This is a genomic window from Lentzea sp. NPDC054927 (assembly GCF_053610285.1).
In genome coordinates this window covers 60887-84755 of sequence record NZ_JBSGXZ010000042.1, presented here as the reverse complement: position 1 = coordinate 84755, position 23869 = coordinate 60887, and the positions used below count along the sequence as shown (strand labels likewise).

The following is a 23869-nucleotide window of genomic DNA, read 5'->3' as shown; positions in this document are numbered from 1 at the left end:
CTTTTCGTCGAGTTGACACCCCTCCTCTGACGTGGCTCGCTCCTGGTACGGCTTGTGACGGGACCACCCCGCCAACGCAACCACCTACGCAACGTGCCGCCGCCCAACGCAACTGGCGTGCCATCAACCCGCGTGTGGCGTGGGGCTGGTCTTTGATCAGATTGGCGGGGTCCGGGGCGGAGCCCCGAAGCCTGAAACAGGCACGAGCCCACCCAACGCAACCCGACTACGCACGCGCCGAAGGCGCCGTGCTTCCCCGAACCACCAACTCCGGCAACACGTCCTCAACGTCAGTAGGCAAAGCCCCACCCACCACCGCCAACAACGCCCGAGCAGCCCGAGCCCCGAACGCGAACGTGTCCCGGGACAACGCCGTCAACCGCCCGTGCTGACACAAAACCGAGTCATCCCAAGCCACGATCGACAGCTCCCCAGGCACAGCAACCCCCAGCGACTCAGCCACCGCCGCCCCAGCCACCGCCATCACATCGTTGTCATAAACGATCGCAGTGGGCGGCGAATCCCCCTCCAGCAACAACCGAGTAGCCGCAGCCCCGGACTCAGCCGTGTAATCCCCAGAAACGATCACACCGTCCACCGCGGACTCGAACGCCTGATCCCGGCGAACCGTGTGCAGCAACGAAGACAACCCGGCCACCCGAGCAATCCTCCGATGCCCCAACCCCTTCAGATACTCCACAACAGAAGTCATCGCCGCGTAGTCATCAGCCCACACCGACGCCAACTCTCCGTGGTGCCCGGACCCACCCACCACGACAGCCGGCAACCCGAGCGATGACATCAACTCGACCCGAGGATCCGAAACCAGCAGGTCCACGAGGAACACCCCGTCCACCCGGTGCTCAGCCCACCACCGCTGATACAGCGCGATCTCCGCCTCCCGCGAAGACACCACCTGCAACAGCAACGCAGACGACATCTCGGACTGCATCCCGGCGATCAGCTGGAAGAAGAACGCCTCATCCCCCAACGCGCGGGGCGGCCGCACCAGCACCAGCCCCACCGCGTCAGCCGAGGCGGAAGACAACGCCCGCGCGGTGACCGACGGCCGGTACCCCAGCTCCGAGGCCACCCCGAGCACTCGCGCCCGCGTGTCCTCGGAAACCCCGGCCCGCCCGTTCAAGGCCAGCGACACAGCCCCTTTGGACACCCCCGCCGCGGCGGCGATGTCCTTGATGGTCGGCCTTTTCACCCAGCGCCCTCACTCAGTGCGACGAGCGCACCCTGTCCGGAACGAGACAACAAGACGTTCGGAGGCTAGCCGGAGATAAACCGGTTTAGCTAGGGTCCGCGACCTAGGAGGTGGGTGTCAATGAAGAGGCGCACGTTCCTCGCGGGCCTGGTGGCGGTGCCCGTCGCGGGCTGCGGCCTGTCCGGCAACACCGGATCGGGCTCATCAGCGAGTGGCCAGGTCACCGGCGAGATCACGTTCCAGACGTGGTCGCTCAAACCGAAGTACACCGACTACGTCAACGGTGTCATCGACGCGTTCCAAAAGCAGCACCAGGGCACCACGGTGAAGTGGGTGGACCAGCCCGCGGACGGATATCTGGCCAAGGTCATGGCCGACGCGAGCGCGGGCAGCCTGCCCGACGTGATCAACGTGCCGCCGGACCTCAGCTTCCCGCTGGCCAAGGCCGGACAGCTGGTCAACCTGGACGAATCCCTCAAAGACGCCAAGCCGGAGTACCTCGAGAACGCCTGGCAGGCGTTCGAGATTCCCGGCAAGGGCGGCTGCTACGGCTTCCCCTGGTACCTCAACACCGGCCCGATCTTCTACAACAAGGCGCTCTTCCAGCAGGCCGGCCTCGACCCGAACAAACCCCCGACGAACTTCAAGGAGCTGGAACAGCAAGCCCTCCAGCTCGCCCAGAAGAAGGTCGCGATGCTCGGCCAGACGCCGTCCATCGCGGACTTCGGGCTGTACGGCGTGAAGCTGTTCGAGAACGACAAGTTCACCTTCAACGAGGCCAAGGGCATCGAGCTCGTCGAGAGCTACAAGCGGATGTACGACGCGGGCGCGCTGGTTCCCGAGGCGCTCACGGCGAACTACACCGGCGCCGGCACGAAGTTCATGGCGCAGCAGACCGCGCTCAACTCCGGCAGCGCGTACGACCTCGGCAAGTTCAAGACCGACGCGCCCGGCCTGTACGCGAACATCGGCATCACCAAGCCCATCACGAACACGGGCAGCGCCAACATGTTCCTGCACGGCGTGAGCGTCCCGAAGAGCAGCAAGAACCAGGCCACCGCGCTCGCGTTCGGCCGGTTCGTCACCAACGCCGAGAACCAGGTGAAGTTCGCCAAGCTCGCCTCGATCTTCCCGAGCACGTCGAAGGGCGGCGACGACCCGTACTTCACCACGGAGGACGGGTCCGACGAGGCGCGCGTGCGGGTCGCGGCGGCCAAGCAGCTCACCACCGCGGTCAACTACACGCCGGTGCAGTTCAGCGACCAGATGCGCGAGGCGCTTCTGCAGCAGCTGGCCGACGCCATGCTCGGCAAGAAGTCGCCGAAGCAGGCCCTGGACGACGCCGTCAACGAGTGCAACCGACTGCTGAAGTGACCTGCGGACAATGACTCATCGCCCGTACACGCCGTGGCTGTTCCTGGCGCCAGGACTGGCCGTCTGCCTGCTGTTCACGATCTTCCCGTTCCTGAACATGATCGTGCTCGCGTTCACCGACGCGAGCGCGCTGGGCGGCGGCCAGTTCACCGGCGTGGACAACTTCGTGCGGATGGCCCAGGACCCGAAGTTCTGGCTGGCGGCGCGCAACAGCCTGCTCTACATGGTGTGCGTCGTGCCGCCGTTGGTGCTGCTGCCGCTGCTGATCGCGATGCTGGCGCAGAAGGTCGTGCCGGGCATCGGGATCTTCCGCACGGCGTTCTTCACGCCGGTGATCGCGTCCACGGTCGTGGTCGGGCTCATCTGGACGTGGCTGCTCGACAGCCGCGGCCTGGTGAACAGCGTGGTGGAAGCGTTGGGCGGCAGCAGGATCGGGTTCCTGACGGACTCGACCCTGCTGCTGATCAGCTCGATGGTCGTGACGGTCTGGCGCGGCCTGGGCTACTACATGGTGATCTACCTGGCCGCACTCGCGAACGTGCCGAAGGACCTGCACGAGGCCGCGATGGTCGACGGCGCGGGGCCGATCAGGAGGTTCTGGTCGGTCACCGTGCCCTCGCTGCGGCCCACGATGGTGCTCGTCGCGGCACTGAGCGCGGTCAACGGGTTCCGCGTGTTCTCCGAGATCTACCTGCTGTCGGGTGGGACCGGCGGACCGGGTGGGGCGAGCACCACGCTGGTGATGCTCATCCAGTCGGTCGGCCGCGGCCTCACCGGTGAGGTCGGGTACGCCTCGGCGCTGAGCATGGTGCTGTTCGTCATCCTGCTGGGCCTGCTGCTGATCACCCTCAAGCTCAACCGCAGGGAGGACCAGCTGTGAAGCGCGCCCACTACTACCTGGCCCTGCGCTATCTGGGGCTCCTCACGATCCTCGCGATCAGCATCGGGCCGTTCCTGTGGCAGTTCGCCACGAGCATCAAGGGACCGGGCGAGGACGTCTTCGTCCCCGACTTCATCCCGGACGACCCGACGTTCGCCAACTACGCCGCGGTCGCCGACGTGGTGCCGGTCTGGTCGTTCGCGCTCAACTCGCTGGGCGTGGCGAGCGTCAACGTCGTCGCGAACTGCCTCGGCGCGGCCATGGCCGGATACGCGTTGGCACGGCTGAAGTTCCGCGGCCGCGCGTTCGCCGGGGTGATCTTCGCGAGCAGCATCCTGGTGCCGTTCGAGGCGATCATGATCTCGCTGTTCCTGGTGATGCGCGGGTTCGGGCTCACCAACACGCTGACCGCGGTCGTGCTGCCCGGCGCGATCAACGCGCTCAACGTTCTGTTGCTGCGCAACGCCTTCCTCGCGCTCCCCGCCGAAGTCGAGGAAGCCGCGGTCATCGACGGCGCCAACGCGTGGCAACGTTTCACCCGCCTCGCGCTGCCGTCGGTGAAGGGCACGCTGGTCGTGGTGGCGCTGTTCTCGTTCATGTTCAGCTGGGACGACTTCCTCTGGCCGCTCATCGTGCTGAGCGATCAGGAGAAGTACACGCTCACCATCGGCCTGGCGTACCTCCAGGGCACGTTCGTGCAGAACCAGCGGCTGGTCGCGGCGGGCACGATCATCGCCGTCCTCCCGCTGATCCTGCTGTTCCTGTTGCTGCAGAAGCACTTCTTCCGCGGAGTGGGAGAAGGCGCGATCAAGGGATGAAACCCCGAGGAGTTCAACCTTGCGTTTCGGCGTGAACTACACCCCGTCGGCCGGCTGGTTCCACCACTGGCTCGACTTCTCCATCGACGACGTCAAAGCCGACTTCGAGTCCATCGCGGGCCTCGGCCTCGACCACGTGCGGGTGTTCCCGCTGTGGCCGGTGTTCCAGCCCAACCGCGGGTTGGTGCGCCCGAAGGCCGTCGAGCAGCTCGCGCAGATGCTCGACGCCGCCCACGAGACCAGCCTGGACGTGCAGGTCGACGTGCTGCAGGGCCACCTGTCGAGCTTCGACTTCTACCCGTCGTGGGTGCAGACATGGCACCGCCGCAACATCTTCACCGACGCCGACGTCATCAGCGGGCAGCGGTTCTACGTCCGCACGCTCGCCGAGGCGCTGAAGGACAAGCCCAACTTCCTCGGCTTCACCCTGGGCAACGAGGTCAACCTGCTCACCGAGTCGAACCCGTGCACGCCGGAACAGGCGGCGGAGTGGATCGACACGCTGCTCGCCGAGTGCGACCAGGCCGCACCGGGCTTCCCGCACGTGCACTCCGAGTACGACGCCGTCTGGTACGAGAGCGAGCACTCGTTCCTGCCTGAGCACGCGGCCAACAAGGGCGCGATGACGACCGTGCACTCGTGGGTCTTCAACGGCACCGCGCAGCGCTATGGCCCCCTCAGCGTGGAGAGCGTCCATCACGCCGAATACCTGGTCGAGCTGGCCAAGGCGCACGCCGAGGACCCGCAACGGCCCGTGTGGCTGCAGGAGGTCGGCGCCGCGCAGCCCGAGATCACCGCCGAGCAGGCACCGCGGTTCGCCGAGCAAACGCTTGCGAACGTGCTGACCTGCGCGAACCTGTGGGGTGTCACGTGGTGGTGCTCGCACGACGTCGACCGTGCGTTGGTGGACTTCCCCGAACGCGAGTACGAGTTGGGGCTGTTGACGACGGAACGCAAGGTCAAGCCGCTCGGGGAGGCGATCGCCCGGATCGTGCGCGAAGCAGAGGCTGCTCCGGCCGAGCGCACGCCGATCAAGCTGCACGGCGACCGGCCCTCGTGGGGGCCGGGCGGAGCTTTCTTCGAAGAGTGGATGACCCTCGCACGCTCCGGTGTGCGGGCCTCGATTGTGCGGGGATGAACCAAAAGGGGATTGAACGCTGTGCACGACGAACGCGCGCTGCTGGAAGAACGACTCAACCGCACCCTGAAGGAACGCATCCGCCCGGCGATCTACGGCGAGACCGCGCCGCTGGAACTCGCCGTGTGGAACGTCCCTGACGAGCCCGTCCCGGTCAATGAGGCTCTCCAGGCCACCTACGAACCCGCGAGCGTCGGCGACGCGTGGGGCGCACCGTGGAGCACGGCCTGGTTCCGGCTGACCGGCAGCGTTCCCCAGGCGTGGCAGGGCAAGCAGGTCGAGGTCGTGCTCGACCTCGGCTTCACCCACCCCGGCCCCGGTTTCCAGTCCGAGGGCTTGGCCTACAACGCTCAGGGCGAGCCCATCAAGGGCATCGAGCCGCGCAACACCTACCTGCCGGTCGACGGGTCCGAGGTACTGTTCTACCTGGAGGCCGCGGGCAACCCGACGATCCTCGACTTCCACCCGTTCCTGCCGACCCCGTTGGGCGACAAGGACACGGCGGGCTCCGAGCCGTTGTACAAGATCCTCAAGGCCGAGCTCGCGGTGTTCCAGCCGCAGGTGTGGCACCTGATGCTCGACATCGAGGTGCTGCAGTCGCTCATGAGGGAACTGCCGGACCACGACCCGCGCCGGCACAAGATCCTGCACGCGCTGGACCGGGCGATGGACGCGCTGGACCTCAACGAGGTGGCCGCCACCGCCGACCTGGCCCGCGCTGAACTCGAGCACGTGCTGTCGTTGCCCGCCAACGCTTCCGCGCACAAGGTCTCCGCCATCGGGCACGCACACATCGACAGCGCCTGGTTGTGGCCGTTGCGCGAGACGGTCCGCAAGTGCGCCAGGACGTTCTCGAACGTCACCAAGCTGATGGACGAGTACCCGGACTTCTACTTCGCGTGCTCACAGGCCCAGCAGTACGCGTGGATGAAGGAACACCACCCGCACGTGTGGGACCGGGTGCGCGAGAAGGTCCGCAACGGGCAGTTCGTGCCGGTCGGCGGCATGTGGGTCGAGTCGGACACGAACATGCCCGGCGGCGAGGCGATGGCCCGCCAGCTCGTGCACGGCAAGCGCTTCTTCCTGGACAACTTCGGCGTGGAGACCGAGGAGGTCTGGCTGCCGGACTCGTTCGGCTACAGCGCCGCGCTCCCCCAGCTGATCAAGCTCTCGGGCTCCCGCTGGTTCCTCACCCAGAAGCTGTCGTGGAACCAGATCAACAAGTTCCCGCACCACACCTTCTGGTGGGAGGGCATCGACGGCACGCGGATCTTCACGCACTTCCCGCCGGTCGACACGTACAACTCGTCGCTGTCCGGCGAGGAGCTCGCGCGCGCCTCACGTCAGTACGCCGAGCACGCCAAGGCTTCCCGGTCGCTGGTGCCGTTCGGCTACGGCGACGGAGGTGGCGGCCCCACCCGCGAGATGATGGAGACCGCGCACCGCGTCGCGAACCTCGAAGGCTCGCCCACGGTCCGCGTCGAACCGCCGCGCGACTTCTTCCAGGCCGCGCAGGACGAGTACCCGGACGCACCGGTGTGGGCGGGCGAGCTGTACCTGGAGAAGCACCGCGCCACCTACACCACCCAGGCCAAGACCAAGCAGGGCAACCGCCGCAGCGAACACCTGCTGCGCGAGGCCGAGCACTGGTCCACCGCGGCGGCTCTTGCCGGGCACGCGTACCCGTACGAAGACCTCGACCGGTTGTGGAAGACCGTGCTGCTGCACCAGTTCCACGACATCCTGCCCGGCAGCTCGATCGCCTGGGTGCACCGCGAGGCCGAGGCCACCTACGCCCGCGTCGCGTCCGAACTGAAGGCGCTGACGGCGACCGCCATCGACGCGCTGAAGGGCGACGGCGACGACGAGCTGACGTTCGACGTGCTCGGCGGCGACGCCCCGAAGCCGTTCGTGGCGCCTCAGAACGGCGTTCTCGACAACGGCAGGCTCCGCGTCACGATCGACGCGGACGGCATCGTGCTGTCCGTCGTGGACCTGGAGGAGGACCGCGAGGTCCTGCCGCCGCACGGGTTCGCCGGCATGCCGCAGCTGCACCGCGACAACCCGAACCAGTGGGACGCCTGGGACATCGACCCGTTCTACCGCAACTGGAAGGCCGACCTGATCCCGTCCGAGCGGGTCGACGCCGCGGACGGTGTGGTCGTGCGGGCGAAGTTCGGCAACTCGATGCTCACCCAGACCATCCGGCTGCGCGAGGGCGCCAAGCAGGTCGACTTCGACACCGAGGTCGACTGGCAGGAACGGGAGAAGCTGCTCAAGATCGCCTTCCCGCTCGACCTGCGCGCCGAGGTCTCCACCTCCGAAACCCAGTTCGGCCACCTGCACCGCCCGGTGCACACCAACACCTCGTGGGAAGCCGCGAAGTTCGAGATCTGCGCCCACCGCTTCCTGCACGTCGGCGAGCCCGGCTACGGCGTCGCGGTGGTCAACGACTCGACCTACGGCCACGAGGTCACGCGCACCACCCGTGACGACGGCGGAACCACCACGACCGTGCGCTTGTCCCTGCTGCGCGCGCCCAGGTTCCCCGACCCCGAGACCGACCAGGGCGAGCACCGCTTCCGTTACTCCCTGGTCATCGGCGGCCTGCCGGAAGCCATCGACGCCGGCTACCGCATCAACCTGCCACCGCGGTCCGTCCAGGGCTCTCAAGCGCCAGAACCGTTGGTGCGCACGGACAACCCGGCGGTGAGGGTCGAGGCCGTGAAGCTGGCCGACGACCGGTCGGGCGACGTCGTCGTCCGGCTCTACGAGGCGCACGGAGGTCGTGCGCGCGCCTCGATCAGCACCTCCTTCGCCCACACGGCGATCCAGGAGACCGACCTGCTCGAACGGCCCCTGGCCGACGCGTCGGCAGAGGTGGTGCTGCGCCCCTTCCAAGTGATCACCCTGCGATTCACGAGGTAGCGCATGAAGAAGCTGTTCCTGGCGTTGTTGCTGGTGGCGCTCGCCGCGCCACCGGCCACAGCGGCCACGCAGAAGCGAACTGTTGTCTACTACCAAACCCAGTACAGCAACGGCGCGACGGGAACGTACGTCTCACCGAAGCCCCTGATCGACCGCAACACCGGCGTGACCGACGTCCTCGTCGCCGCGATCCACCTCAACGAGAACAAGATCGTCCACCTCAACGACCACCCGCCGGCGCATTCGCGGTACACGCAGATGTGGAAGGACCTCGCCGCGATGCAGGCCCGCGGCGTCAACGTGATCGGCATGGTGGGCGGCGCGGCGGCCGGTTCGTTCCAACGGCTCGACACGCGGTTCAACGAGTACTACCCGCTGCTCAAGGACGTCATCACGCGCTACAAGCTCAACGGCGTCGACCTCGACGTCGAGGAGCGGATGTCGATCGCGGGCGTCCGGCGGGTGATCGACCAGCTGAAGGCCGACTTCGGCGCGAACTTCATCGTCACGCTCTCCCCGGTGGCGTCGGCGCTGTGGGGTGGCGGCAACCTGTCCGGGTTCAACTACGAGGACCTGTACCGCACGCACGGTTCGAAGATCGCGTGGTTCAACGGCCAGTTCTACAACGGCTGGGGCAACGCCGGGAGCACCACCAACTACGACCAGATCATCAACCGGCGGGTGATCCCGGCGAACAAGGTCGTCATGGCCACGCTCACCAGTTCGGCCAACGGCGGGTCGGGCTACGTGAACATCTCGACCCTCAGGAACACCGTGAACTCCCTGAAGACCAAGTACACCAACTTCGGTGGCGTGGCCGGGTGGGAGTACTTCAACTCGCTGCCCGGCGGCACCGCGGCGCCCTGGCAGTGGAGCGCTGAAGTGACATCGATGCAGAAGTAGGCCGAACGGAGCAACTCGGGGCGGGGTGGGCAACCGACACCCCGTCCCGTTGCGTAAGGAGGTGGGTGCCTTCGCCGGTGAGGTGAGGGCAAGCAGAGGGGGAGTTCACGCATGCCTTCTTGGAGATCCGTCACGATCGTGGCCGTGGCACTCGCGGGAGTGCTGTTGCCCGGGGCGGCACACGCGGCACCACCGTCGAACGACGACTTCGACACGGCAACGGTCATCACCGCACTGCCTCACGTCGTCACGCAGGACACCACCGAGTCGACGAAGGCGTCCGACGACCCGTACGGCTGCCTCGGTACCGTGATCAGGGGCTCGGCCTGGTTCACCTACACCGCGACGGAGAACAGCCTGCTGCGGCTGAACACCGAGGGCAGCGACCGCGACATGGACGTCACGACCTTCACCGGTCAGCGCGGCGCGCTGACCCCGGTCCAGGACCCGTTCCACGTCGGCTGCACCACCTACCGGGCCAAGCCGATCACGTTCCCGGCCAAGGCAGGCACGACCTACCACTTCATGGTCGGCAACATGTACTCGACCGGCGGCCAGGTGAAGCTCTCGCTGGACTGGATCGCCCCGCTGTCCAACGACGACTTCGCCAACGCCGAGCGCGTCTCGTCGTTGCCGTTCAGCTCCACGGAGCCGGACTTCACCCGCGCGTCCTCCCAGCCGGGCGAGCCGAACGCCGGAGGGTGTTTCAACACGAATCGGCCGTCCGTCTGGTACGCCTACACGCCGACGCAGGACCAGCCGGTGCTCATGCACGTCAACGGCTCCAACACGGACATCGCTGTCTACGAAGGCACCTCGATCGGCAACCTGACCTTCCTCGCGTGTGAGGCCCCCAGCTACTACTCGGGCAAATCGGTCGGCCTCACCGCCGGTAGGACCTACTACTTCCAGTGGTCGGGCGGCGGGTCCTACTCGTATCCGGACACGCTTCAGCTGACCGAGACGGCAGCGTTGCAGACGTATGTCAGCACCGGCCGGTTCGAGGAGCGGTCGATCTACGAGACCATCGACTTCAACCTTGATCACTACAACCGCTACGACGACACCGTCACGAACGAGTGGGACTTCGGTGACGGCACGACCCTGCCGCCCAGCACCGGAGACAGCCGGTCGCACCGCTACACCGCGGACGGCGTCTACCCGGTGACCGTGCACTCGACCACGCCCGACGGTCGCAAGTCCACGGGCACGACGACCGTGACCGTGAAGACGCACGACGTCGGCATCACCAAGTTCACCGTGCCGGCCTCCGCGCGGGCAGGCGACCAGAAGGAGATCACCGTCCAGGTGGCGAACACCCACTACCTGGAAAAGGTGAAGACCACCCTGTACCGCAACAACGGCAACGGGTGGGAGGAGGTCGGCACCGCCACGCTCGACGTGCCGGCGCACCCGACCCGCAAGGTGAATTTCTCGTTCACCTACACCTTCACGCCGCAGGACGCGACGATCGGCAAGGTGTCGTTCCGCGCGGTCGCCGAACCGCAACTGGCGTACCCGGCGCGGGAGGCGCGGCCCGTCGACAACGAGGTCATCGCCATCGCCACCACGGTCCAGCCGGCGGCCGCCGGCGCCGCGGTCGCGAACTGATCACGGCGACACCACCGGGGTGAGGGCTTGGTGTGGTCGCGGTCCACCGCGACCACACCGGCGTGTTCGTCCGGCCGCAGGCGCGGTCCACCGGGTCCAGCCGGTTCTTCGACGTGTTCACCAGGGACCTGGGCGTAAGGGGTCTCACGGCCGAGCCTTAGGTGATCGTCTGATGTAAGGGGTCACCCCTCAGGCGCAATCTCATCGTTGTCAGCAGGACCGCGAGAGAACGAACTGAGGAGTGAGTCAGATGGAGTGGACGCCCGAAGCGATCAAGGCGGAGATGGACTACCGGCAGGCCTCGCTGCGTGAGGACGCCCGCCGTGTCCAGGAGTACTACCGCAACGGCGGGCAGCCCCGTTCGTGGTGGCACCGCATGACGCATCGCCACGAGCCTGAGGTCCCCAACGGACAACAGGCTGCGTGATGCCGGGGGTAAGCAGCAGGGATGGTTCCTCTCGTCCGGGAACCACCCCTGCTGCTTCGTTCTGGTCAAACCGAGCCGGCTAAGCCTTGGGCAGCCAGGCCTTCACCTTGTCGGCGTTGGCCTCGGCCCACTTCTTGGCCGCGTCCTCGGGCTTCATCTTGTCCTCGGCGATGTACTTCGCGACCGTGTTCTGGTCCTCGTTGGTCCACTTGAAGTTCTTGACCAGCTGGAAGGCCGGGCCGTTGGCGTCGGCGAACTTCTTGGACACGATCTTGTCGAGGTCGTAGTCCGGGTAGTCGCAGGCGACCTTCTCGGCGTCGGCGTCACAGCCCGCCTTGTACTCGGGCAGCTTCACCTTCTCGAGCTTGAGCTCGTTGAGCAGCCACTGCGGCGAGTAGAAGTAGCCGATGACCCACTTCTTGTCCTTCTCCGCCTGGCGGAAGGCCTGGATCAACGCGGTCTCGCTGCCGCCGTACACGACCTTGTAGTTGAGGTTCAGGTTTTTCACCAGAGCCTCGTCGTTGGTCACGAACGACGGGTCGCCGTCGAGCAGCTGGCCCTTGTCGCCGGACTCCGACGTCTTGAACTGGTCGGCGTACTTGTTGAGGTTGTTCCAGTCGAGGATGTCCGGGTGCTCCTTGGCGAGCCACGGCGGCACGTACCAGCCGATCTGGCCCTTCACGCCCGTCGACCCCGCGCTGACGCCGGTCTTCTGCTCGTCGATGTACTTCTTGCGCAGGTCGTCATGACCCCAGTTCTCGACGACCGCGTCGACCTCACCGGTGCCGAAGCCCTGCCAGGCCACCTCTTCCTTGAGCTCCTTCTTGGTGACCTTGCACTTGAGCTCTTTCTCGGCCACGTACGCGAGCACTGCCGCGTTCGCCTCGTAACCGACCCACGGGTTGATCGCGAGATTGAACGTGCCGCAGTCGCCGGTCGCACCCGAGGAGGTGTCACCGACCTTGGCGCCACCGCAACCAGCCAGCGCCAGTGCTCCCACGAGCACGGCTCCCAGCACGCTGTGCCTTGCCACTTTCCAGACCTCCTAGTTGGTCCACCGCTTGGCGGCCGCCTGGGTGAGGCGGTCCAGCATCACGCCCAGCACGACGATCGCGACACCGGCCGCGAGCCCCTTGCCGTACAACTGGCCCTGCGAGAACCCGGCCACCACGTCGTAGCCGAGCGCGCCGGCGCCGACGAGACCGCCGACGACGACCATCGAGAGCACGTAGATCAGCCCCTGGTTGGCGGCGAGGGTCAACGCCCCGCGCGCCATCGGCAGCTGCACCTTCACGATCGTCTGCCACGAGTTCGAGCCCAGCGCCGTGGACGCCTCGACGGTCGCCGGCGACACCGCGCGGATACCGTCCGCGATGATCTTGATGGCGACCGGCGCCGCGAACACCACGGCCGCGATGATCGCGGTGAATCGTGACGCGGAGAACAACGCCAGGAAGGGCACCAGGTAAACAAACGCCGGCATGACCTGCCCGGCGTCGAGAACCGGCCGGATGAACCGGTCCGCGCTCTTGCTGCGTCCCATCCAGACGCCCACCACGATGCCGAGGATCATCACCATGATCGTGGCGACCAGCGTGGACGCCAGCGTGATCATGGAGTCCTGCCACAGGCCGGTCGCGACCAGCAAACCCAGGCACACGGCCGAAACGATCGCGGACCTGACGCCACCGATCAGGAACGACAGCGCCACGATCACCAGCGCCACCAGGAACCACGGCGACTCGGCGAGCAACGCCTGCAACGGGTTGATCAACGCGAACGTCACGAAGTCCTTGAAGCCACCGGTGATCAGCGGCAGCGAGTCCTGCGCCCACTCCGTCACGGCCGTCGCGCCCTGCCGGATCGAGCTGCCGATCTCCACATCGGACTGGAACTCGGCCGCCCACAGGTAGGTGTAGGAGAGGTAGACCAGGACGCCCGTGACGCCCAGCCCGCCGAACAGCGCCCAGCGCGGCAGCGAGCGGCGTTCGGTCGCGGCGGTCGTCACCCGGTCCAGCACGATCGCCAGCACCACGATCGCCAGGCCCGCGTTGAACGCCGTGCCGACATCGAGCGTCTGCAACGCCTTCACGACCGTCTTGCCGAGGCCCGGCGCGTCGATCAGCGCGGCGATCGTGACCATCGACAGCGCGGCCATGATCGTCTGGTTGACGCCGAGCACGATCGTCTTGCGCGAGGACGGCAGCAGCACCTTGACGAGCGTCTGCTGCCGGGTCGCGCCAAGGGATTCACTCGCCTCGACGGTGTTGCGCGGCACCGAGCGGATGGCGTGCGCGGTGATCCGGATCGCCGGCGGCGCCGCGTAGATCAGCGTGGCGATCGTCGCCGACGCCGGGCCGATCAGGAAGAACAGCGTCAGCGGCGCCAGGTAGACGAACGTCGGCATGGTCTGCATGAAGTCGAGCACCGGTGTGATGACCCGATTGGCCCGATCGGACAGTCCCGCCCAGATCCCGAGCGGAATGCCGAACAGCAACGAGATCACGACCGCGGAGAGGGTCAGCGAGAGCGTGTCCATGCTCTCCTGCCACAAACCCTGCAGCCCCAGGAACACGAAGCCCGCGATCGCCAGCAGCGCGACCCGCCAGCCGGCCACCACCAGGCTGACGAAGCCCGCGATGCCGACCACGCCGAGCCAGCCGATCACCGGCACCGGCCGGCCGAACGACGGCTGCGCGATCATCGCCTGCACGAAGGTCACGAACTCGTCGATGACGAGCCGGATCTCGTTGAAGAAGTAGAGGAACAGCGGGTTGGAGTTCCTGGACGCGCCGATCGCATCGTTGACGTCGTTGACCCACCGGTGCAACGGCGTCAGCGCGGAGGCGTCCAGCGGCAGCGTCCCGATGTTGCGGAACAGCAGCCACAGCACCAGCCACGCGAGAATGATCCCGCCGATTATCAGCGGCTTGCGAGGAAGTTGCCGTGGGGCGGCTACGGCAACCATCACGCCTCCCCGGCCACGACCCCGAGGATCTCCTCGTCAGCCACCACGCCGAGCAACTCGCCGTTCTGCACGACCTTCACCGGCTTGTCGGCGCTGAGCACGCTGCGCACGGCTTCCCGCACAACGGTTTCCGGGCCGAGCTCCGGCCCGTCCAGCTCGTCGTCGGGACGCGGCGGGCGCATGATCCACTTCAACGTCAGCACGTGCGAACGCGGCACGTCCTTCACGAAGTCGCGCACGTAGTCGTCCGCGGGCGCGCCGACCAGTTCGTCGCCGGTGCCGACCTGCACGACCTGGCCGTCCCGCATGATCAGGATGCGGTCGCCGAGCCGGAGCGCCTCGCTCAGGTCGTGGGTGATGAAGACCATCGTCTTGCCGACCTCGCGGTGCAGCCTGATGACCTCGGACTGCATGTCGCGCCGGATCAGCGGGTCGAGCGCCGAGAAAGGCTCGTCGAAGAACAGCACATCGGGATCGCCGGCGAGTGCGCGCGCGAGACCGACGCGCTGCTGCATACCGCCGGAGAGCTGGTCCGGATAGGACTTCTCGTAACCGGTGAGCCCCACCAGGTCGATCACTTCCTGTGACCGCTCCCCGCGTTTCACCCGCGGTACCCCGCGGATTTCCAGCCCGTAACCGACGTTGTCGGCGACCGTGCGGTGCGGGAGCAGCCCGAAGTGCTGGAAAACCATGGAGAACTTGTTCCGGCGCAGGTCACGCAGACGTTTCGCGTCGGCTTCGAGAATGTTCTCGCCTTCGAACATGATCGTGCCCGCGGTCGGCTCCACGAGTCTCGTCAGACAACGGACCAGTGTGGACTTGCCCGATCCGGACAGTCCCATGACCACGAACATCTCACCCGGAGCGACCTCGAAGTCCACTCCGCGCACGGCGGCGACGGCACCTGTGCGGTCCATCAACTCCGCTCGTGACAACGATTTCAAGTCGTCCGATGCCACCACTTGAGACGCGTTGGGGCCGAACACCTTCCACAGGTCCCTGACCGAAATCACGGGATCCACGCCAAACCACTCCGACCTTGTTGCGGACTGCTGTTGCGGACTGCGCACACCGTTCCTCGATGCGCGACAGCATTGACCTTCGCACGAGTACGGTCAAGGGCTGATACAAATCGGATCCTTTGTGGACAACCAATCATCCCATGACTTGACGCGGTCTGATCGATGGGGAAAAGCTGAACTGAGCGGTCTCCTGCATCGCTCTTCCCCCCGACGAGGAGCTGTTCGTGCAAGCCCCCAGAATCGCTCTGGCATTGACGCTCGTGTTGACAATTGCCGGTTGTGGCAGCGGATCGACGTCGTCGTCACCACGCTCCAGCTCGGCAGCACCACCAGAGCCCTGCGACTCCATCACCATCGCGGTAAACCCGTGGGTCGGCTACGAGGCCAACGCGGCTGTGATCGCGCACCTCGCCGAGAAGCGGCTCGGCTGCAAGGTCACGAAGAAGGAAGTGGACGAGCAGACCGCCTGGCAGGGCCTCGACTCGGGCGAGATCGACGTGATCCTGGAGAACTGGGGTCACGAGGACCTGAAGCAGAAGTACATCGACGAGAAGCGCACCGCCGTGCGGGTCGGCCCGTCCGGCAACAAGGGCGTGATCGGCTGGTACGTGCCGCCGTGGATGAAGAAGACCTACCCGGACATCACGAACTGGCAGAACCTCAACAAGTACGCGGATCTGTTCAAGACCCCCCAGTCCGACGGCAAGGGCCAGGTGCTCGACGGCGACCCCTCGTTCGTCACCAACGACGAGGCGCTGGTCAAGAACCTGGGCCTCAACTACAAGGTCGTCTACGCGGGCAGCGAGCTGGCGTCGATCAAGGCGTTCCGCCAGGCGGAAGAGAAGAAGACGCCGCTGATCGGCTACTTCTTCGAACCGCAGTGGCTGCACCTCGACATCGAGCTGGTCAAGATCGACCTGCCCGAGTACGCGGCGGGCTGCGACGCGGACGCGGCCAAGGTCGCCTGCGACTACCCGCGCTACGAGCTGGACAAGATCGCTTCCAAGAAGTTCATGGACAAGGGCGGCCCCGCTGCTCGACTGATCCAGAACTTCCAGTGGAGCAACGACGAGCAGGACACCGTCGCGTCGTTCATCGCGAAGTACAAGATGTCGGCGGACGAGGCGGCGAAGCGGTGGGTCGAGGCGAACCCGGACCGCGTCGAGGACTGGCTGACCAAGGCCAAGCCCTGACCGTTGGTCCGTGACTCCCGCGGCTAGCTCCTGCCGCGTGACCACCACTTCTCGTCGGGGCCGGAGATGTCCTCGACGCTGAGCCTGCGAACGGATCCCGCTCGCTTGAGCCGGGCCTCCAGCTGGTCTTTTCGTTGCGCGAGCCGGCGGTAGATCTCCACTGCGGAGGTCTCCTGCCGGCTCTGCTGGTTCTGCTGCTGGTTTTGCGACTGGTTTTGAGGCTGTCTCCCCGACTGTCTTTCCACGGTTCGCCAGTTGCCGAGGAACTCCAGCGTCAGGTCGGCGACGGCCTGCCCGGCATGTGCGGTGAGAGTGTCGGCCGGCGTCGCGAACCGTCCGGCGTGAAACGCCAGGTTCCTGGTGACGTACAGCCACTCCAGCACCGCGGCCATCGTGTCCTCCTGCTCGCGCAACCAACCGGCGAGCACCTTGGAATCCGCGAGCCGTGCCCGCCAGATCTCCACCAGGTCCCGCACCAGTCCGCCTTCGTTCTCGGCCAGCGCGGTGACGGCGTCCTGAGCGGCGCGGAGCTGTTCGTTCGGGCGGTTGTGCTCGATCAACACCTCCAGCCAGGCGTCCACCGACTTGAGGTGGTGCTTCACGCCAGTGGTCGGCACCTGGGCGTCGAGCGGCCCGCGCAGCTGCTTGTCGTGGTTGGTGACCACGACGTGCAGGCTGATCAGGTGCTGCCGCAACATCTGCAGCGCACACGCCTTGGCCAGCCACGCGATCTTGCTCGGATCCAGCCCCGTCGCCTCCAGCGCACTCCACGCGAGCCCGGCGCTGGCCATCGGCGCGTCGACCTGACGCGCCAGGTTCGCCACCCGCATCGCACTGCGCAACTCGGCGGGCCAGTACGGCGTGAGCGGATAGGCGTTCCCGACCGTGCGCTGATGCTCGGTCCCCCGCGTGACCCGCCCACTCGGACCGCTGACCTGCCACAACGGCGCGATGTCCAGCTCGGTCAGCCGCTCCCCTGCCGCGTACTGGTCGAGCACCTCGCTGAGAATCCGCCGCCCGAGCAACGCCGCCGTGTGCGCGTCCGCCGCGTTGACCGGCAACCGCACCAGCACCGACGAGCCGTCCACCGCGTCCTTCAGGAAGTCGTCCTTCGGCAACCTGTTGCGGTGCAACGGCTCCTGCCGCGCAAACGGCAACAGCTGGTCGAGGTGCCGGAGCACCCGCGCGCCTCGTACCACCAGCGCCACGACGTGCCTGCGCGGTTCCGGCCAGAGCACCTCTTCGAGATCGTCGCCGGGCTTCTTGAGCCACCTCAGCAGATCCGCACGCAGCTGCCTGCCATCCCGGCCGTGCACCGCCACCACGACCGCGACCTCCGCGATCATCCTGGCGCGCAACGGAAGTTCCACACCGTTCCACAATGGAGTGATCCACTGCTTGACCGCCGCTTCCAGTGCCCGCGGGTCGAGCTTCGTGGCAGCCGCGGCCGTCACCTGAGGATCGAGCTTCTGCCCGTCGGCCGCGATGGCCGCGTCGACGTCCAGCAAGATCCGGCGCGCCTCAGCGAGCTCCTGGGCACCGCCGTGCGCGTACGCGGGTTTGGCCGCGTCCATGCACGCGAGTGAGGTGGCGATGATGCGGCGCAACAGGTTCCACCGCGGCTGATCCTCCGCGGCATGACTCTCGAGGGCGGTCTGCGCCCGCGTAACGGCGAGAAACGCGCTGTTGAGGCCCGCCACGTGTTCGCCGAGGTGCGCGTCGGGGTCGAGCGCGCGCAACACGCCCTGCAACAACGCCCGTTGCCCGCGATCGAGCTTCGCGTCGTCGAACACCTGCCGCAACCGGGCGTCGAGGTACTGGTAGCGCACGCGACGACCCTAGTGCGGCGACATGCCTGAACACTGGTCTTCACTGGAACACTGGCTTCATGGACAACAGGAAGGCGCTCTTCGCGGGTGCGGACGGCCAGTCGCTCGCGGGCCGCCTTGAACTCCCCGCCGGCGACGTGGTGGCGACCGCCGTCTTCGCCCACTGCTTCACCTGCGGCAAGGACTCGGTGGCCGCCACCCGCATCTCCCGCGCGCTCGCCGCCCGCGGCGTGGCGGTGCTGCGCTTCGACTTCACCGGCCTCGGCCAGTCCGACGGCGACTTCGAGAACACCACCTTCACGTCCAACGTCGACGACCTGGTGTGCGCCGCCAACCACCTGCGCGACACCATCGACGCCCCGAGCGTCCTCATCGGACACTCACTCGGCGGCGCCGCCGTCCTGACCGCGGCCCGCCAGATCCCCGAGGTCAAGGCCGTCGTCACCATCGGCGCACCCGCCGACACCTCCCACGTCGAACACCTGCTGGGTTCGTCCAAAAACGAGATCGAGACGCACGGCGTCGCCGAAGTGCTGCTGGCCGGACGCCCGTTCCGGATCAGCAACAACTTCCTGCTGGACATCAACCAGCAGGACCAGACGGCCTGCATCGCCGGCCTGAACCGCGCCCTGCTGGTCATGCACTCGCCGCACGACGACCTCGTGGGCGTGGACAACGCCAGGATCATCTTCGACTCTGCCCGCCACCCGAAGGCGTTCGTGTCGCTGGACGGCGCCGACCACCTGCTGACCGACCGCGCGGACGCGACCTACGTGGCGGAAGTGCTCGCGGCGTGGGCCAGCCGCTACCTGTAGCGCCGCTGGCCGAGGAGCTGCCGCGGAAAGACGCGAAAACCCGCAGCGATGAACTCGCTGCGGGTTTTCGTCAACCGTCGGGGCGACAGGATTTGAACCTGCGACCCCCCGCTCCCAAAGCGGGTGCGCTACCAAACTGCGCCACGCCCCGGTTGCAACCAGCTTACCGCCACCCGCTAAGGTATTAACCGCAGCCCCTTCAAGGGGTCGCACGCGGGCGTAGCTCAATGGTAGAGCCCTAGTCTTCCAAACTAGCTACGCGGGTTCGATTCCCGTCGCCCGCTCTGCGAAAGGCCCGAGTGTTCACGCACTCGGGCCTTTCTCGTGAGCTGGGTCACGCTGAGGTGACGCCGATCTGGGTGTGGCGGTGGGTGGGGCGGTCGATTTCGTCTGCCACGGCCAGTGCGAAGTCCTCGTAGGTCAGCTCGTCGGCCGGATTGACCGCGCCCAGCCGGTACTTGCCCGTGGGTGTGCCGCCGAACATGCCGGCCGGGCTCATGACCAGCCAGTCCGCATCGGACTCTGCCAGCACCTCCACGCCCGCCGCGTGACCTAGGCAGAACTGCTTGTGCTCGGCGGGGAAGTCGGGGTTGTCGATCACTCGCACGCCGGGCGAGGTCTCCATCAGGGGGTAGATGCCGACCACGATGATCCGGCCGGCGTCGGAGGCCACCAGTGCACGGGCGGCCTCGGTGTAGAACTCGGTCGCGTCGCGGGAGAGGTCCGCCACCGCGCTCACCGCCACGTCGTGGCCCGCGGCCACCTCTGCGGCGGCTTGCACGCCGGGGTCACGGCCGATCCTGGTCACCTCGTGGCCGCGGGACTCCGCGACGGCCGCGATCTGCCGTCCCGCTTGGCCGGACGCTCCGAAAACAACGATCTTCGCCATGAGCGCGAAGGTAGGGTGCTGGTGTCCGGTTTCCGCAACGATATCGGGGGTGACCAGGTGCGATGCGACTGCGCCGAGGTGCTGCGGGACCTGCCGTACCGCATCGGGGACAAGTGGACCGCGCACGTGTTGCGCGGGTTGCAGCACGGCCGTAAGAGGTTCACCGAACTGCGCGCGGAAATGCCAGGGGTGACGCCCAAAGTGCTCACCGAGACGTTGCGGGCGATGGAGCGCGACGGCACGGTGAGCCGCGAGGCGTTCGACGAGAACCCGCCGCGCGTCGAGTACGAACTGACCGGGCAGGGCATCAAGATGCTCGGACTGCTCGACCTGTGCTGTGCCTGGGCCCGAGAGAACCTGGTGGAGACCGATGCGTCTTGAACAGATCGTCGTGGACTGCAACGACCCGAGCCGGCTGGTCCGGTTCTGGGCCGAGTTGCTGGGCGGCGAGCCGGTGAACCGCGAGCACGGCTGGGCCCACGTCGAACCGCCCGGCGGCGTGCGGATGTCGTTCCAGCCGGTGCCCGAGCGCAAGGACGTGAAGAACCGGCTGCACCTCGACTTCGAGGTCGACGACATCGAGGCCGCCGTCGTGAAGGCGGTCAACCTCGGAGCGCAGCGCGAAGGCGTGATCGTCACCGACGAGAAGGGCAGCTTCCAGGTCATGCGCGACCCGGAGGGAAACGAGTTCTGCTTCGTCCGCTGACCTGACAGGCCACTGGTTCGTCCACTGTGGAACTACTGGACGGCGCGCCAGAGGGCCTCACCGAAGCGGATCGCGAGGATCACGAGCAGCACGCCGATCGCGAAACTGATGAGGCACCGCACGATCACGACCAGCTTGGTGCCCTTCACCCGGCCATGATTCAACGCCGCACGGCATGAACAACAGGGCCCAACGGAACCAATAGCATGCAGGTGTGACCGATTGCCTGTTCTGCCGCATCGTCGCGGGCGAGATCCCGGCGACCGTCGTGACGGAGACCGACACGACGCTCGCGTTCCGCGACATCGACCCCAAAGCGCCCACGCACGTCCTGGTGATCCCCAAGGAACACCACCGCGCGATCGGCGACGCCGACCCGGTGCTCGCGGGCCAGATCCTCGCGACCGCGCACCAGGTCGCGAAGCAGGAGGGGATCGACGAGTCCGGCTACCGGCTCGTGTTCAACACCGGCAAGGACGGCGGCCAGACCGTCTTCCACGTGCACTGCCACGTCCTGGGCGGCCGCGGCCTCAGCTGGCCTCCTGGCTAGATCGCATTCGGGCTAGATCACATTCGGGCTGGTCACATCGGGAATGGCCATTTCCCGCACGAACTTCGCGTCGACCGGGTCTCCGTGGCCCGGCACGACGATCCGCGGGTCCAGCTCCAGCAACCGGTCCAGCACGGCGCGCCAGTTCGACGGCGTGGCGTCCGAGCCGGCCTGAGCGGGAGCGCCCTGCTCGACGAGGTCGCCCGCGAACACCACACCGACGTCCGGCACGTGCACGATCACGTCGTGCGAGGTGTGCGCCGGCCCGAAGTGGTGCAGGTCGACCCTGCGCCCACCGACGTCCAGCGTGACCGTGTCGCGGAACGTGTGGGTAGGCGCGATGAGCGTGCCCTCGAACGGCTCCGAGTGGTACACGGCGCGCGATTCGAGCAGGGTTTCGTCCACGACGCAGTCCTCGTGCGCCCACACCTCGCACGGCAGGAACGCCTCAGTCGCGAGCACGTGATCCCAGTGGTTGTGCGTCAACACGATCCGCGACGGACGGATCTCCTCGGCGAGCGCCGGATCCATGCCGGAGTCCACGAGCAGCGAATCACCGGATCCGGTGATGAGGCCGAGCGTGAGGTCGAGCTCGGCATGACGCTTGATGAACACACCGGAAGCGATCTCGATCACCGCAGCACCCCGTCCACCAGGACCGGGGCAGCGGTGCTCACGTTGATCTGAACGGCGAGATCGACGTCGACCGGGTGACCGTTCTCGATCAGCTCACGTCCAGACCCGCAGTCCCGCACGGCAGCGGCGACATCGGTGTTCCGGAACGCCGCGGCCGCGAGCTCGGCCTCCGGCGAGGCCTTCCCCTCCAGCGCGGCCAGCACCGCGCCGGCACCCAGGTAGTCCTCGACGCACGGGCGCAGCGGCCCGAACTCGCGTGGGCCCGAGTGGAGGATGTCCAGCCCCCACCGCTCGCCACCGGGCACGACTCCGATCGTCTCCCCCAGCTCGGCAGCCCGCTTGGCGACCGCCGCGGCGTTGCGCAGGCAGGCCGCGAGCACGTGCGCCCCGGTCTCGGCGGCCAGGAAGCAGAGGTTCGACCCGTTCGGTGACGGCAGCTCGACCAATCCCGTGGCGTCGACGAGTGATGCTGGTCGCAACGTCTTTCCTGAAGAAGGCTTCCACCGCGACGGCCGCACCTGGCCACCGTTGCCGACCACGAGGTCGACGGACGTCGTGAACGACAGCACGTCGACGACAATCAGCACGTCACAGCCTCGCAGCGCCTCGACGCCCTCAGGCCCCCACTCCAGCCGCAGCTGGTACCCCTCCTGAGCAAACATGCTCACCAGCGTGTCAGACTCCGTGACGTGCGCGTTTATCTGGCAGCAGACCACGCGGGCTTCGAGCTGAAGTCCCACCTGTCCACGGCTCTCACCGAGCAGGGTTACGAGGTCGTCGACGTCGGTGCCCACGAATACGACGCCCAGGACGACTACGTGTCGTTCTGCGTCGACGCCGCTGAGCAGGTCGTGGCCAACCCCGGCAGCCTCGGCGTCGTCATCGGCGGCTCCGGCAACGGCGAGCAGATCGCCGCGAACAAGGTGAAGGGTGCCCGCGCCGCGCTGGCGTGGAACATCGACACCGCGCAGCTGGCCCGCGAGCACAACGACGCCAACCTCGTCGGCATCGGTGCCCGCCAGCACTCCACCGAGGAGGCGACCGCGATCGTCTCGGCGTTCCTCAAGACGTCCTTCTCGGGCGAGTCCCGGCACCAGCGCCGCATCGACCAGGTCAGTGCTTACGAAAACAGCGCCGAAAACAAGGCCTGATGCCTGAAGGCCACACGCTGCACCGCCTCGCGCGGCTGCACCAGCGCCGGTACGCGGGCAGGCCCGTGTCCGTCACCAGTCCACAGGGACGCTTCTCGGCGTCCCTTGTGGACGGACGCAAGCTCGTTCGCGCCGAGGCACATGGAAAGCACCTGTTCCACGTCTACGGCCCGGACGCGATCGTGCACGTCCACCTCGGGTTGTACGGAACGTTCACCGAGTCACCGCTGCCCGCCCTGCTGCCCATCGGCCAGGTCAGGATGCGGATGGTCGGCGAGACGCACTGGACCGACCTGCGCGGCCCGACCGCGTGCGAGGTGCTGAACTCCGACGAGGTCAAGGTGATCCGCGAGCGGCTCGGGCCCGACCCGTTGCGCAAGGACGCCGACCCCGACCGCGCCTACGAGCGGATCATCCGGTCGAAGCAGTCGCTGGCCGTGCTGCTGATGGACCAGAAGATCCTCGCGGGCGTCGGCAACGTCTACCGCGCCGAGGTGCTGTTCCGGCACAACGTGAACCCGTTACTGGTCGGCAACAAGGTCAGCCGCGAGCTGTGGGACGCGTTGTGGGACGACCTGGTCGTGCTGATGAAGGACGGCGTGAAGGTCGGCCAGATCAACACGGTCCGCCGCGAGCACATGCCGCGCGCCATGGGTCGTGCGCCACGCGTGGATCGGCACGGCGGCGAGGTGTACGTCTACCGCCGTGCCGGGGAGCCGTGCCTGGCCTGCGGCACCGAGGTGCTGACCACGGAACTGGCGGCGCGCAACCTGTTCTGGTGCCCCGCCTGCCAGCCCTGAGATTTCCTCCGGGGTGGG

The 23869-nt window shown here is 67.0% G+C and carries 24 protein-coding genes and 2 tRNA genes; 17 read left to right on the top strand and 9 right to left on the bottom strand.

Going from position 1 to position 23869, the window contains the following annotated elements; all coding sequences use genetic code 11:
- Positions 1 to 226 precede the first annotated feature (226 nt).
- Positions 227 to 1213, bottom strand: coding sequence for a LacI family DNA-binding transcriptional regulator (locus tag ACWGE0_RS37270; protein ID WP_452265580.1), 987 nt, complete (start codon positions 1211 to 1213; stop codon positions 227 to 229).
- Between the two features lie 120 nt (positions 1214 to 1333).
- Here ACWGE0_RS37270 and ACWGE0_RS37265 point away from each other — a divergent pair, with 120 nt between their 5' ends.
- From ACWGE0_RS37265 to ACWGE0_RS37225, 9 genes are all read left to right on the top strand, one after another.
- Complete coding sequence (locus tag ACWGE0_RS37265; RefSeq protein WP_452265579.1) at positions 1334 to 2587, top strand: ABC transporter substrate-binding protein; 1254 nt, start codon at positions 1334 to 1336, stop codon at positions 2585 to 2587.
- 10 nt (positions 2588 to 2597) lie between these two features.
- Entirely contained in the window at positions 2598 to 3467 is an 870-nt protein-coding gene (locus tag ACWGE0_RS37260; protein WP_452265578.1) for a carbohydrate ABC transporter permease, read from the top strand.
- Positions 3464 to 4285 carry a carbohydrate ABC transporter permease gene (locus ACWGE0_RS37255; RefSeq protein WP_452265577.1) on the top strand — a complete coding sequence of 274 codons (822 nt, stop codon included), beginning with the start codon at positions 3464 to 3466 and terminating at the stop codon, positions 4283 to 4285. The genes ACWGE0_RS37260 and ACWGE0_RS37255 overlap by 4 nt, the downstream gene beginning before the upstream one ends.
- A 19-nt stretch (positions 4286 to 4304) precedes the next feature.
- Positions 4305 to 5423 (top strand): glycoside hydrolase 5 family protein, encoded by a 1119-nt coding sequence (locus tag ACWGE0_RS37250; RefSeq protein WP_452265576.1) that lies wholly within the window; start codon positions 4305 to 4307, stop codon positions 5421 to 5423.
- Between the two features lie 21 nt (positions 5424 to 5444).
- Positions 5445 to 8351: an alpha-mannosidase gene (locus ACWGE0_RS37245; protein WP_452265575.1), complete on the top strand. Its 2907-nt coding sequence runs from the start codon at positions 5445 to 5447 to the stop codon at positions 8349 to 8351.
- 3 nt (positions 8352 to 8354) lie between these two features.
- Positions 8355 to 9254: a glycosyl hydrolase family 18 protein gene (locus tag ACWGE0_RS37240; RefSeq protein WP_452265574.1), complete on the top strand. Its 900-nt coding sequence runs from the start codon at positions 8355 to 8357 to the stop codon at positions 9252 to 9254.
- A gap of 111 nt (positions 9255 to 9365) precedes the next feature.
- On the top strand, positions 9366 to 10865 hold the full coding sequence (locus tag ACWGE0_RS37235) for a PKD domain-containing protein (protein WP_452265573.1): 1500 nt from the start codon (positions 9366 to 9368) through the stop codon (positions 10863 to 10865).
- 32 nt (positions 10866 to 10897) lie between these two features.
- Positions 10898 to 11026, top strand: coding sequence for a hypothetical protein (locus ACWGE0_RS37230; RefSeq protein ID WP_452265572.1), 129 nt, complete (start codon positions 10898 to 10900; stop codon positions 11024 to 11026).
- 89 nt (positions 11027 to 11115) lie between these two features.
- Positions 11116 to 11292 carry a hypothetical protein gene (locus ACWGE0_RS37225; RefSeq protein ID WP_452265571.1) on the top strand — a complete coding sequence of 59 codons (177 nt, stop codon included), beginning with the start codon at positions 11116 to 11118 and terminating at the stop codon, positions 11290 to 11292.
- A gap of 79 nt (positions 11293 to 11371) precedes the next feature.
- On the opposite strand, the gene ACWGE0_RS37220 is transcribed toward ACWGE0_RS37225, so the two are convergent.
- From ACWGE0_RS37220 to ACWGE0_RS37210, 3 genes are read right to left on the bottom strand one after another with little or no spacing between them, the layout of a single operon-like run.
- Positions 11372 to 12325, bottom strand: coding sequence for an ABC transporter substrate-binding protein (locus ACWGE0_RS37220; RefSeq protein WP_452265570.1), 954 nt, complete (start codon positions 12323 to 12325; stop codon positions 11372 to 11374).
- Between the two features lie 12 nt (positions 12326 to 12337).
- A complete protein-coding gene (locus ACWGE0_RS37215) occupies positions 12338 to 14260 on the bottom strand; it encodes an ABC transporter permease (RefSeq protein ID WP_452265569.1) in 1923 nt (640 codons plus the stop codon).
- The gene (locus ACWGE0_RS37210) at positions 14260 to 15177 is read right to left on the bottom strand and encodes a quaternary amine ABC transporter ATP-binding protein (protein ID WP_452265568.1); all 918 of its coding nucleotides are present in this window, start codon (positions 15175 to 15177) and stop codon (positions 14260 to 14262) included. Before ACWGE0_RS37210 ends, ACWGE0_RS37215 begins: the two co-directional genes overlap by 1 nt.
- A 329-nt stretch (positions 15178 to 15506) precedes the next feature.
- On the opposite strand from ACWGE0_RS37210, the gene ACWGE0_RS37205 reads away from it, so the two are divergent.
- The gene (locus ACWGE0_RS37205) at positions 15507 to 16475 is read left to right on the top strand and encodes an ABC transporter substrate-binding protein (RefSeq protein WP_452265567.1); all 969 of its coding nucleotides are present in this window, start codon (positions 15507 to 15509) and stop codon (positions 16473 to 16475) included.
- A gap of 23 nt (positions 16476 to 16498) precedes the next feature.
- Here the strand turns inward: ACWGE0_RS37205 and ACWGE0_RS37200 are convergent, their stop codons facing one another.
- Positions 16499 to 18304: a hypothetical protein gene (locus ACWGE0_RS37200; RefSeq protein ID WP_452265566.1), complete on the bottom strand. Its 1806-nt coding sequence runs from the start codon at positions 18302 to 18304 to the stop codon at positions 16499 to 16501.
- Between the two features lie 59 nt (positions 18305 to 18363).
- Between ACWGE0_RS37200 and ACWGE0_RS37195 the strand changes: the two genes are divergently transcribed.
- Positions 18364 to 19119: an alpha/beta hydrolase family protein gene (locus ACWGE0_RS37195; protein WP_452265565.1), complete on the top strand. Its 756-nt coding sequence runs from the start codon at positions 18364 to 18366 to the stop codon at positions 19117 to 19119.
- Between the two features lie 77 nt (positions 19120 to 19196).
- On the opposite strand, the gene ACWGE0_RS37190 is transcribed toward ACWGE0_RS37195, so the two are convergent.
- Positions 19197 to 19270, bottom strand: a tRNA-Pro gene (locus ACWGE0_RS37190).
- 62 nt (positions 19271 to 19332) lie between these two features.
- On the opposite strand from ACWGE0_RS37190, the gene ACWGE0_RS37185 reads away from it, so the two are divergent.
- Positions 19333 to 19403: transfer RNA gene (locus ACWGE0_RS37185), tRNA-Gly, on the top strand.
- 50 nt (positions 19404 to 19453) lie between these two features.
- Here the strand turns inward: ACWGE0_RS37185 and ACWGE0_RS37180 are convergent.
- Positions 19454 to 20008 carry an NAD(P)-dependent oxidoreductase gene (locus ACWGE0_RS37180; protein WP_452265564.1) on the bottom strand — a complete coding sequence of 185 codons (555 nt, stop codon included), beginning with the start codon at positions 20006 to 20008 and terminating at the stop codon, positions 19454 to 19456.
- 57 nt (positions 20009 to 20065) lie between these two features.
- Between ACWGE0_RS37180 and ACWGE0_RS37175 the strand changes: the two genes are divergently transcribed.
- The 3 genes from ACWGE0_RS37175 to ACWGE0_RS37165 all read left to right on the top strand — a co-directional run bounded on the left by ACWGE0_RS37175 (position 20066) and on the right by ACWGE0_RS37165 (position 21264).
- The gene (locus tag ACWGE0_RS37175) at positions 20066 to 20389 is read left to right on the top strand and encodes a winged helix-turn-helix transcriptional regulator (RefSeq protein ID WP_452265563.1); all 324 of its coding nucleotides are present in this window, start codon (positions 20066 to 20068) and stop codon (positions 20387 to 20389) included.
- Positions 20379 to 20714, top strand: a complete 336-nt coding sequence (locus ACWGE0_RS37170; RefSeq protein ID WP_452265562.1) for a VOC family protein — start codon at positions 20379 to 20381, stop codon at positions 20712 to 20714. Before ACWGE0_RS37175 ends, ACWGE0_RS37170 begins: the two co-directional genes overlap by 11 nt.
- A gap of 214 nt (positions 20715 to 20928) precedes the next feature.
- Positions 20929 to 21264 (top strand): histidine triad nucleotide-binding protein, encoded by a 336-nt coding sequence (locus ACWGE0_RS37165; protein WP_319968045.1) that lies wholly within the window; start codon positions 20929 to 20931, stop codon positions 21262 to 21264.
- 12 nt (positions 21265 to 21276) lie between these two features.
- On the opposite strand, the gene ACWGE0_RS37160 is transcribed toward ACWGE0_RS37165, so the two are convergent.
- Positions 21277 to 21900 (bottom strand): MBL fold metallo-hydrolase, encoded by a 624-nt coding sequence (locus tag ACWGE0_RS37160; protein WP_452265561.1) that lies wholly within the window; start codon positions 21898 to 21900, stop codon positions 21277 to 21279.
- The gene (locus tag ACWGE0_RS37155; protein ID WP_452265560.1) at positions 21897 to 22562 is read right to left on the bottom strand and encodes a 2-phosphosulfolactate phosphatase; all 666 of its coding nucleotides are present in this window, start codon (positions 22560 to 22562) and stop codon (positions 21897 to 21899) included. Before ACWGE0_RS37155 ends, ACWGE0_RS37160 begins: the two co-directional genes overlap by 4 nt.
- A gap of 27 nt (positions 22563 to 22589) precedes the next feature.
- Here ACWGE0_RS37155 and ACWGE0_RS37150 point away from each other — a divergent pair, with 27 nt between their 5' ends.
- Together ACWGE0_RS37150 and ACWGE0_RS37145 are read left to right on the top strand one after the other, a co-directional pair.
- Positions 22590 to 23051 (top strand): ribose-5-phosphate isomerase, encoded by a 462-nt coding sequence (locus tag ACWGE0_RS37150; protein WP_452265559.1) that lies wholly within the window; start codon positions 22590 to 22592, stop codon positions 23049 to 23051.
- A complete protein-coding gene (locus ACWGE0_RS37145) occupies positions 23051 to 23851 on the top strand; it encodes an Fpg/Nei family DNA glycosylase (protein ID WP_452265558.1) in 801 nt (266 codons plus the stop codon). Before ACWGE0_RS37150 ends, ACWGE0_RS37145 begins: the two co-directional genes overlap by 1 nt.
- Positions 23852 to 23869: the final 18 nt, after the last annotated feature.

What these genes read in the sequence shown, in the direction of transcription:
- ACWGE0_RS37265 (WP_452265579.1), top strand. Translation starts at nt 1,334, where the DNA reads ATGAAGAGGCGCACGTTCCTCGCGGGCCTGGTGGCGGTGCCCGTCGCG.
- ACWGE0_RS37170 (WP_452265562.1), top strand. Translation starts at nt 20,379, where the DNA reads ATGCGTCTTGAACAGATCGTCGTGGACTGCAACGACCCGAGCCGGCTG.
- ACWGE0_RS37145 (WP_452265558.1), top strand. Translation starts at nt 23,051, where the DNA reads ATGCCTGAAGGCCACACGCTGCACCGCCTCGCGCGGCTGCACCAGCGC.
- ACWGE0_RS37210 (WP_452265568.1), bottom strand. Translation starts at nt 15,177, where the DNA reads ATGGACCGCACAGGTGCCGTCGCCGCCGTGCGCGGAGTGGACTTCGAG.
- ACWGE0_RS37235 (WP_452265573.1), top strand. Translation starts at nt 9,366, where the DNA reads ATGCCTTCTTGGAGATCCGTCACGATCGTGGCCGTGGCACTCGCGGGA.
- ACWGE0_RS37195 (WP_452265565.1), top strand. Translation starts at nt 18,364, where the DNA reads ATGGACAACAGGAAGGCGCTCTTCGCGGGTGCGGACGGCCAGTCGCTC.
- ACWGE0_RS37215 (WP_452265569.1), bottom strand. Translation starts at nt 14,260, where the DNA reads ATGGTTGCCGTAGCCGCCCCACGGCAACTTCCTCGCAAGCCGCTGATA.
- ACWGE0_RS37225 (WP_452265571.1), top strand. Translation starts at nt 11,116, where the DNA reads ATGGAGTGGACGCCCGAAGCGATCAAGGCGGAGATGGACTACCGGCAG.
- ACWGE0_RS37240 (WP_452265574.1), top strand. Translation starts at nt 8,355, where the DNA reads ATGAAGAAGCTGTTCCTGGCGTTGTTGCTGGTGGCGCTCGCCGCGCCA.
- ACWGE0_RS37260 (WP_452265578.1), top strand. Translation starts at nt 2,598, where the DNA reads ATGACTCATCGCCCGTACACGCCGTGGCTGTTCCTGGCGCCAGGACTG.
- ACWGE0_RS37180 (WP_452265564.1), bottom strand. Translation starts at nt 20,008, where the DNA reads ATGGCGAAGATCGTTGTTTTCGGAGCGTCCGGCCAAGCGGGACGGCAG.
- ACWGE0_RS37155 (WP_452265560.1), bottom strand. Translation starts at nt 22,562, where the DNA reads ATGTTTGCTCAGGAGGGGTACCAGCTGCGGCTGGAGTGGGGGCCTGAG.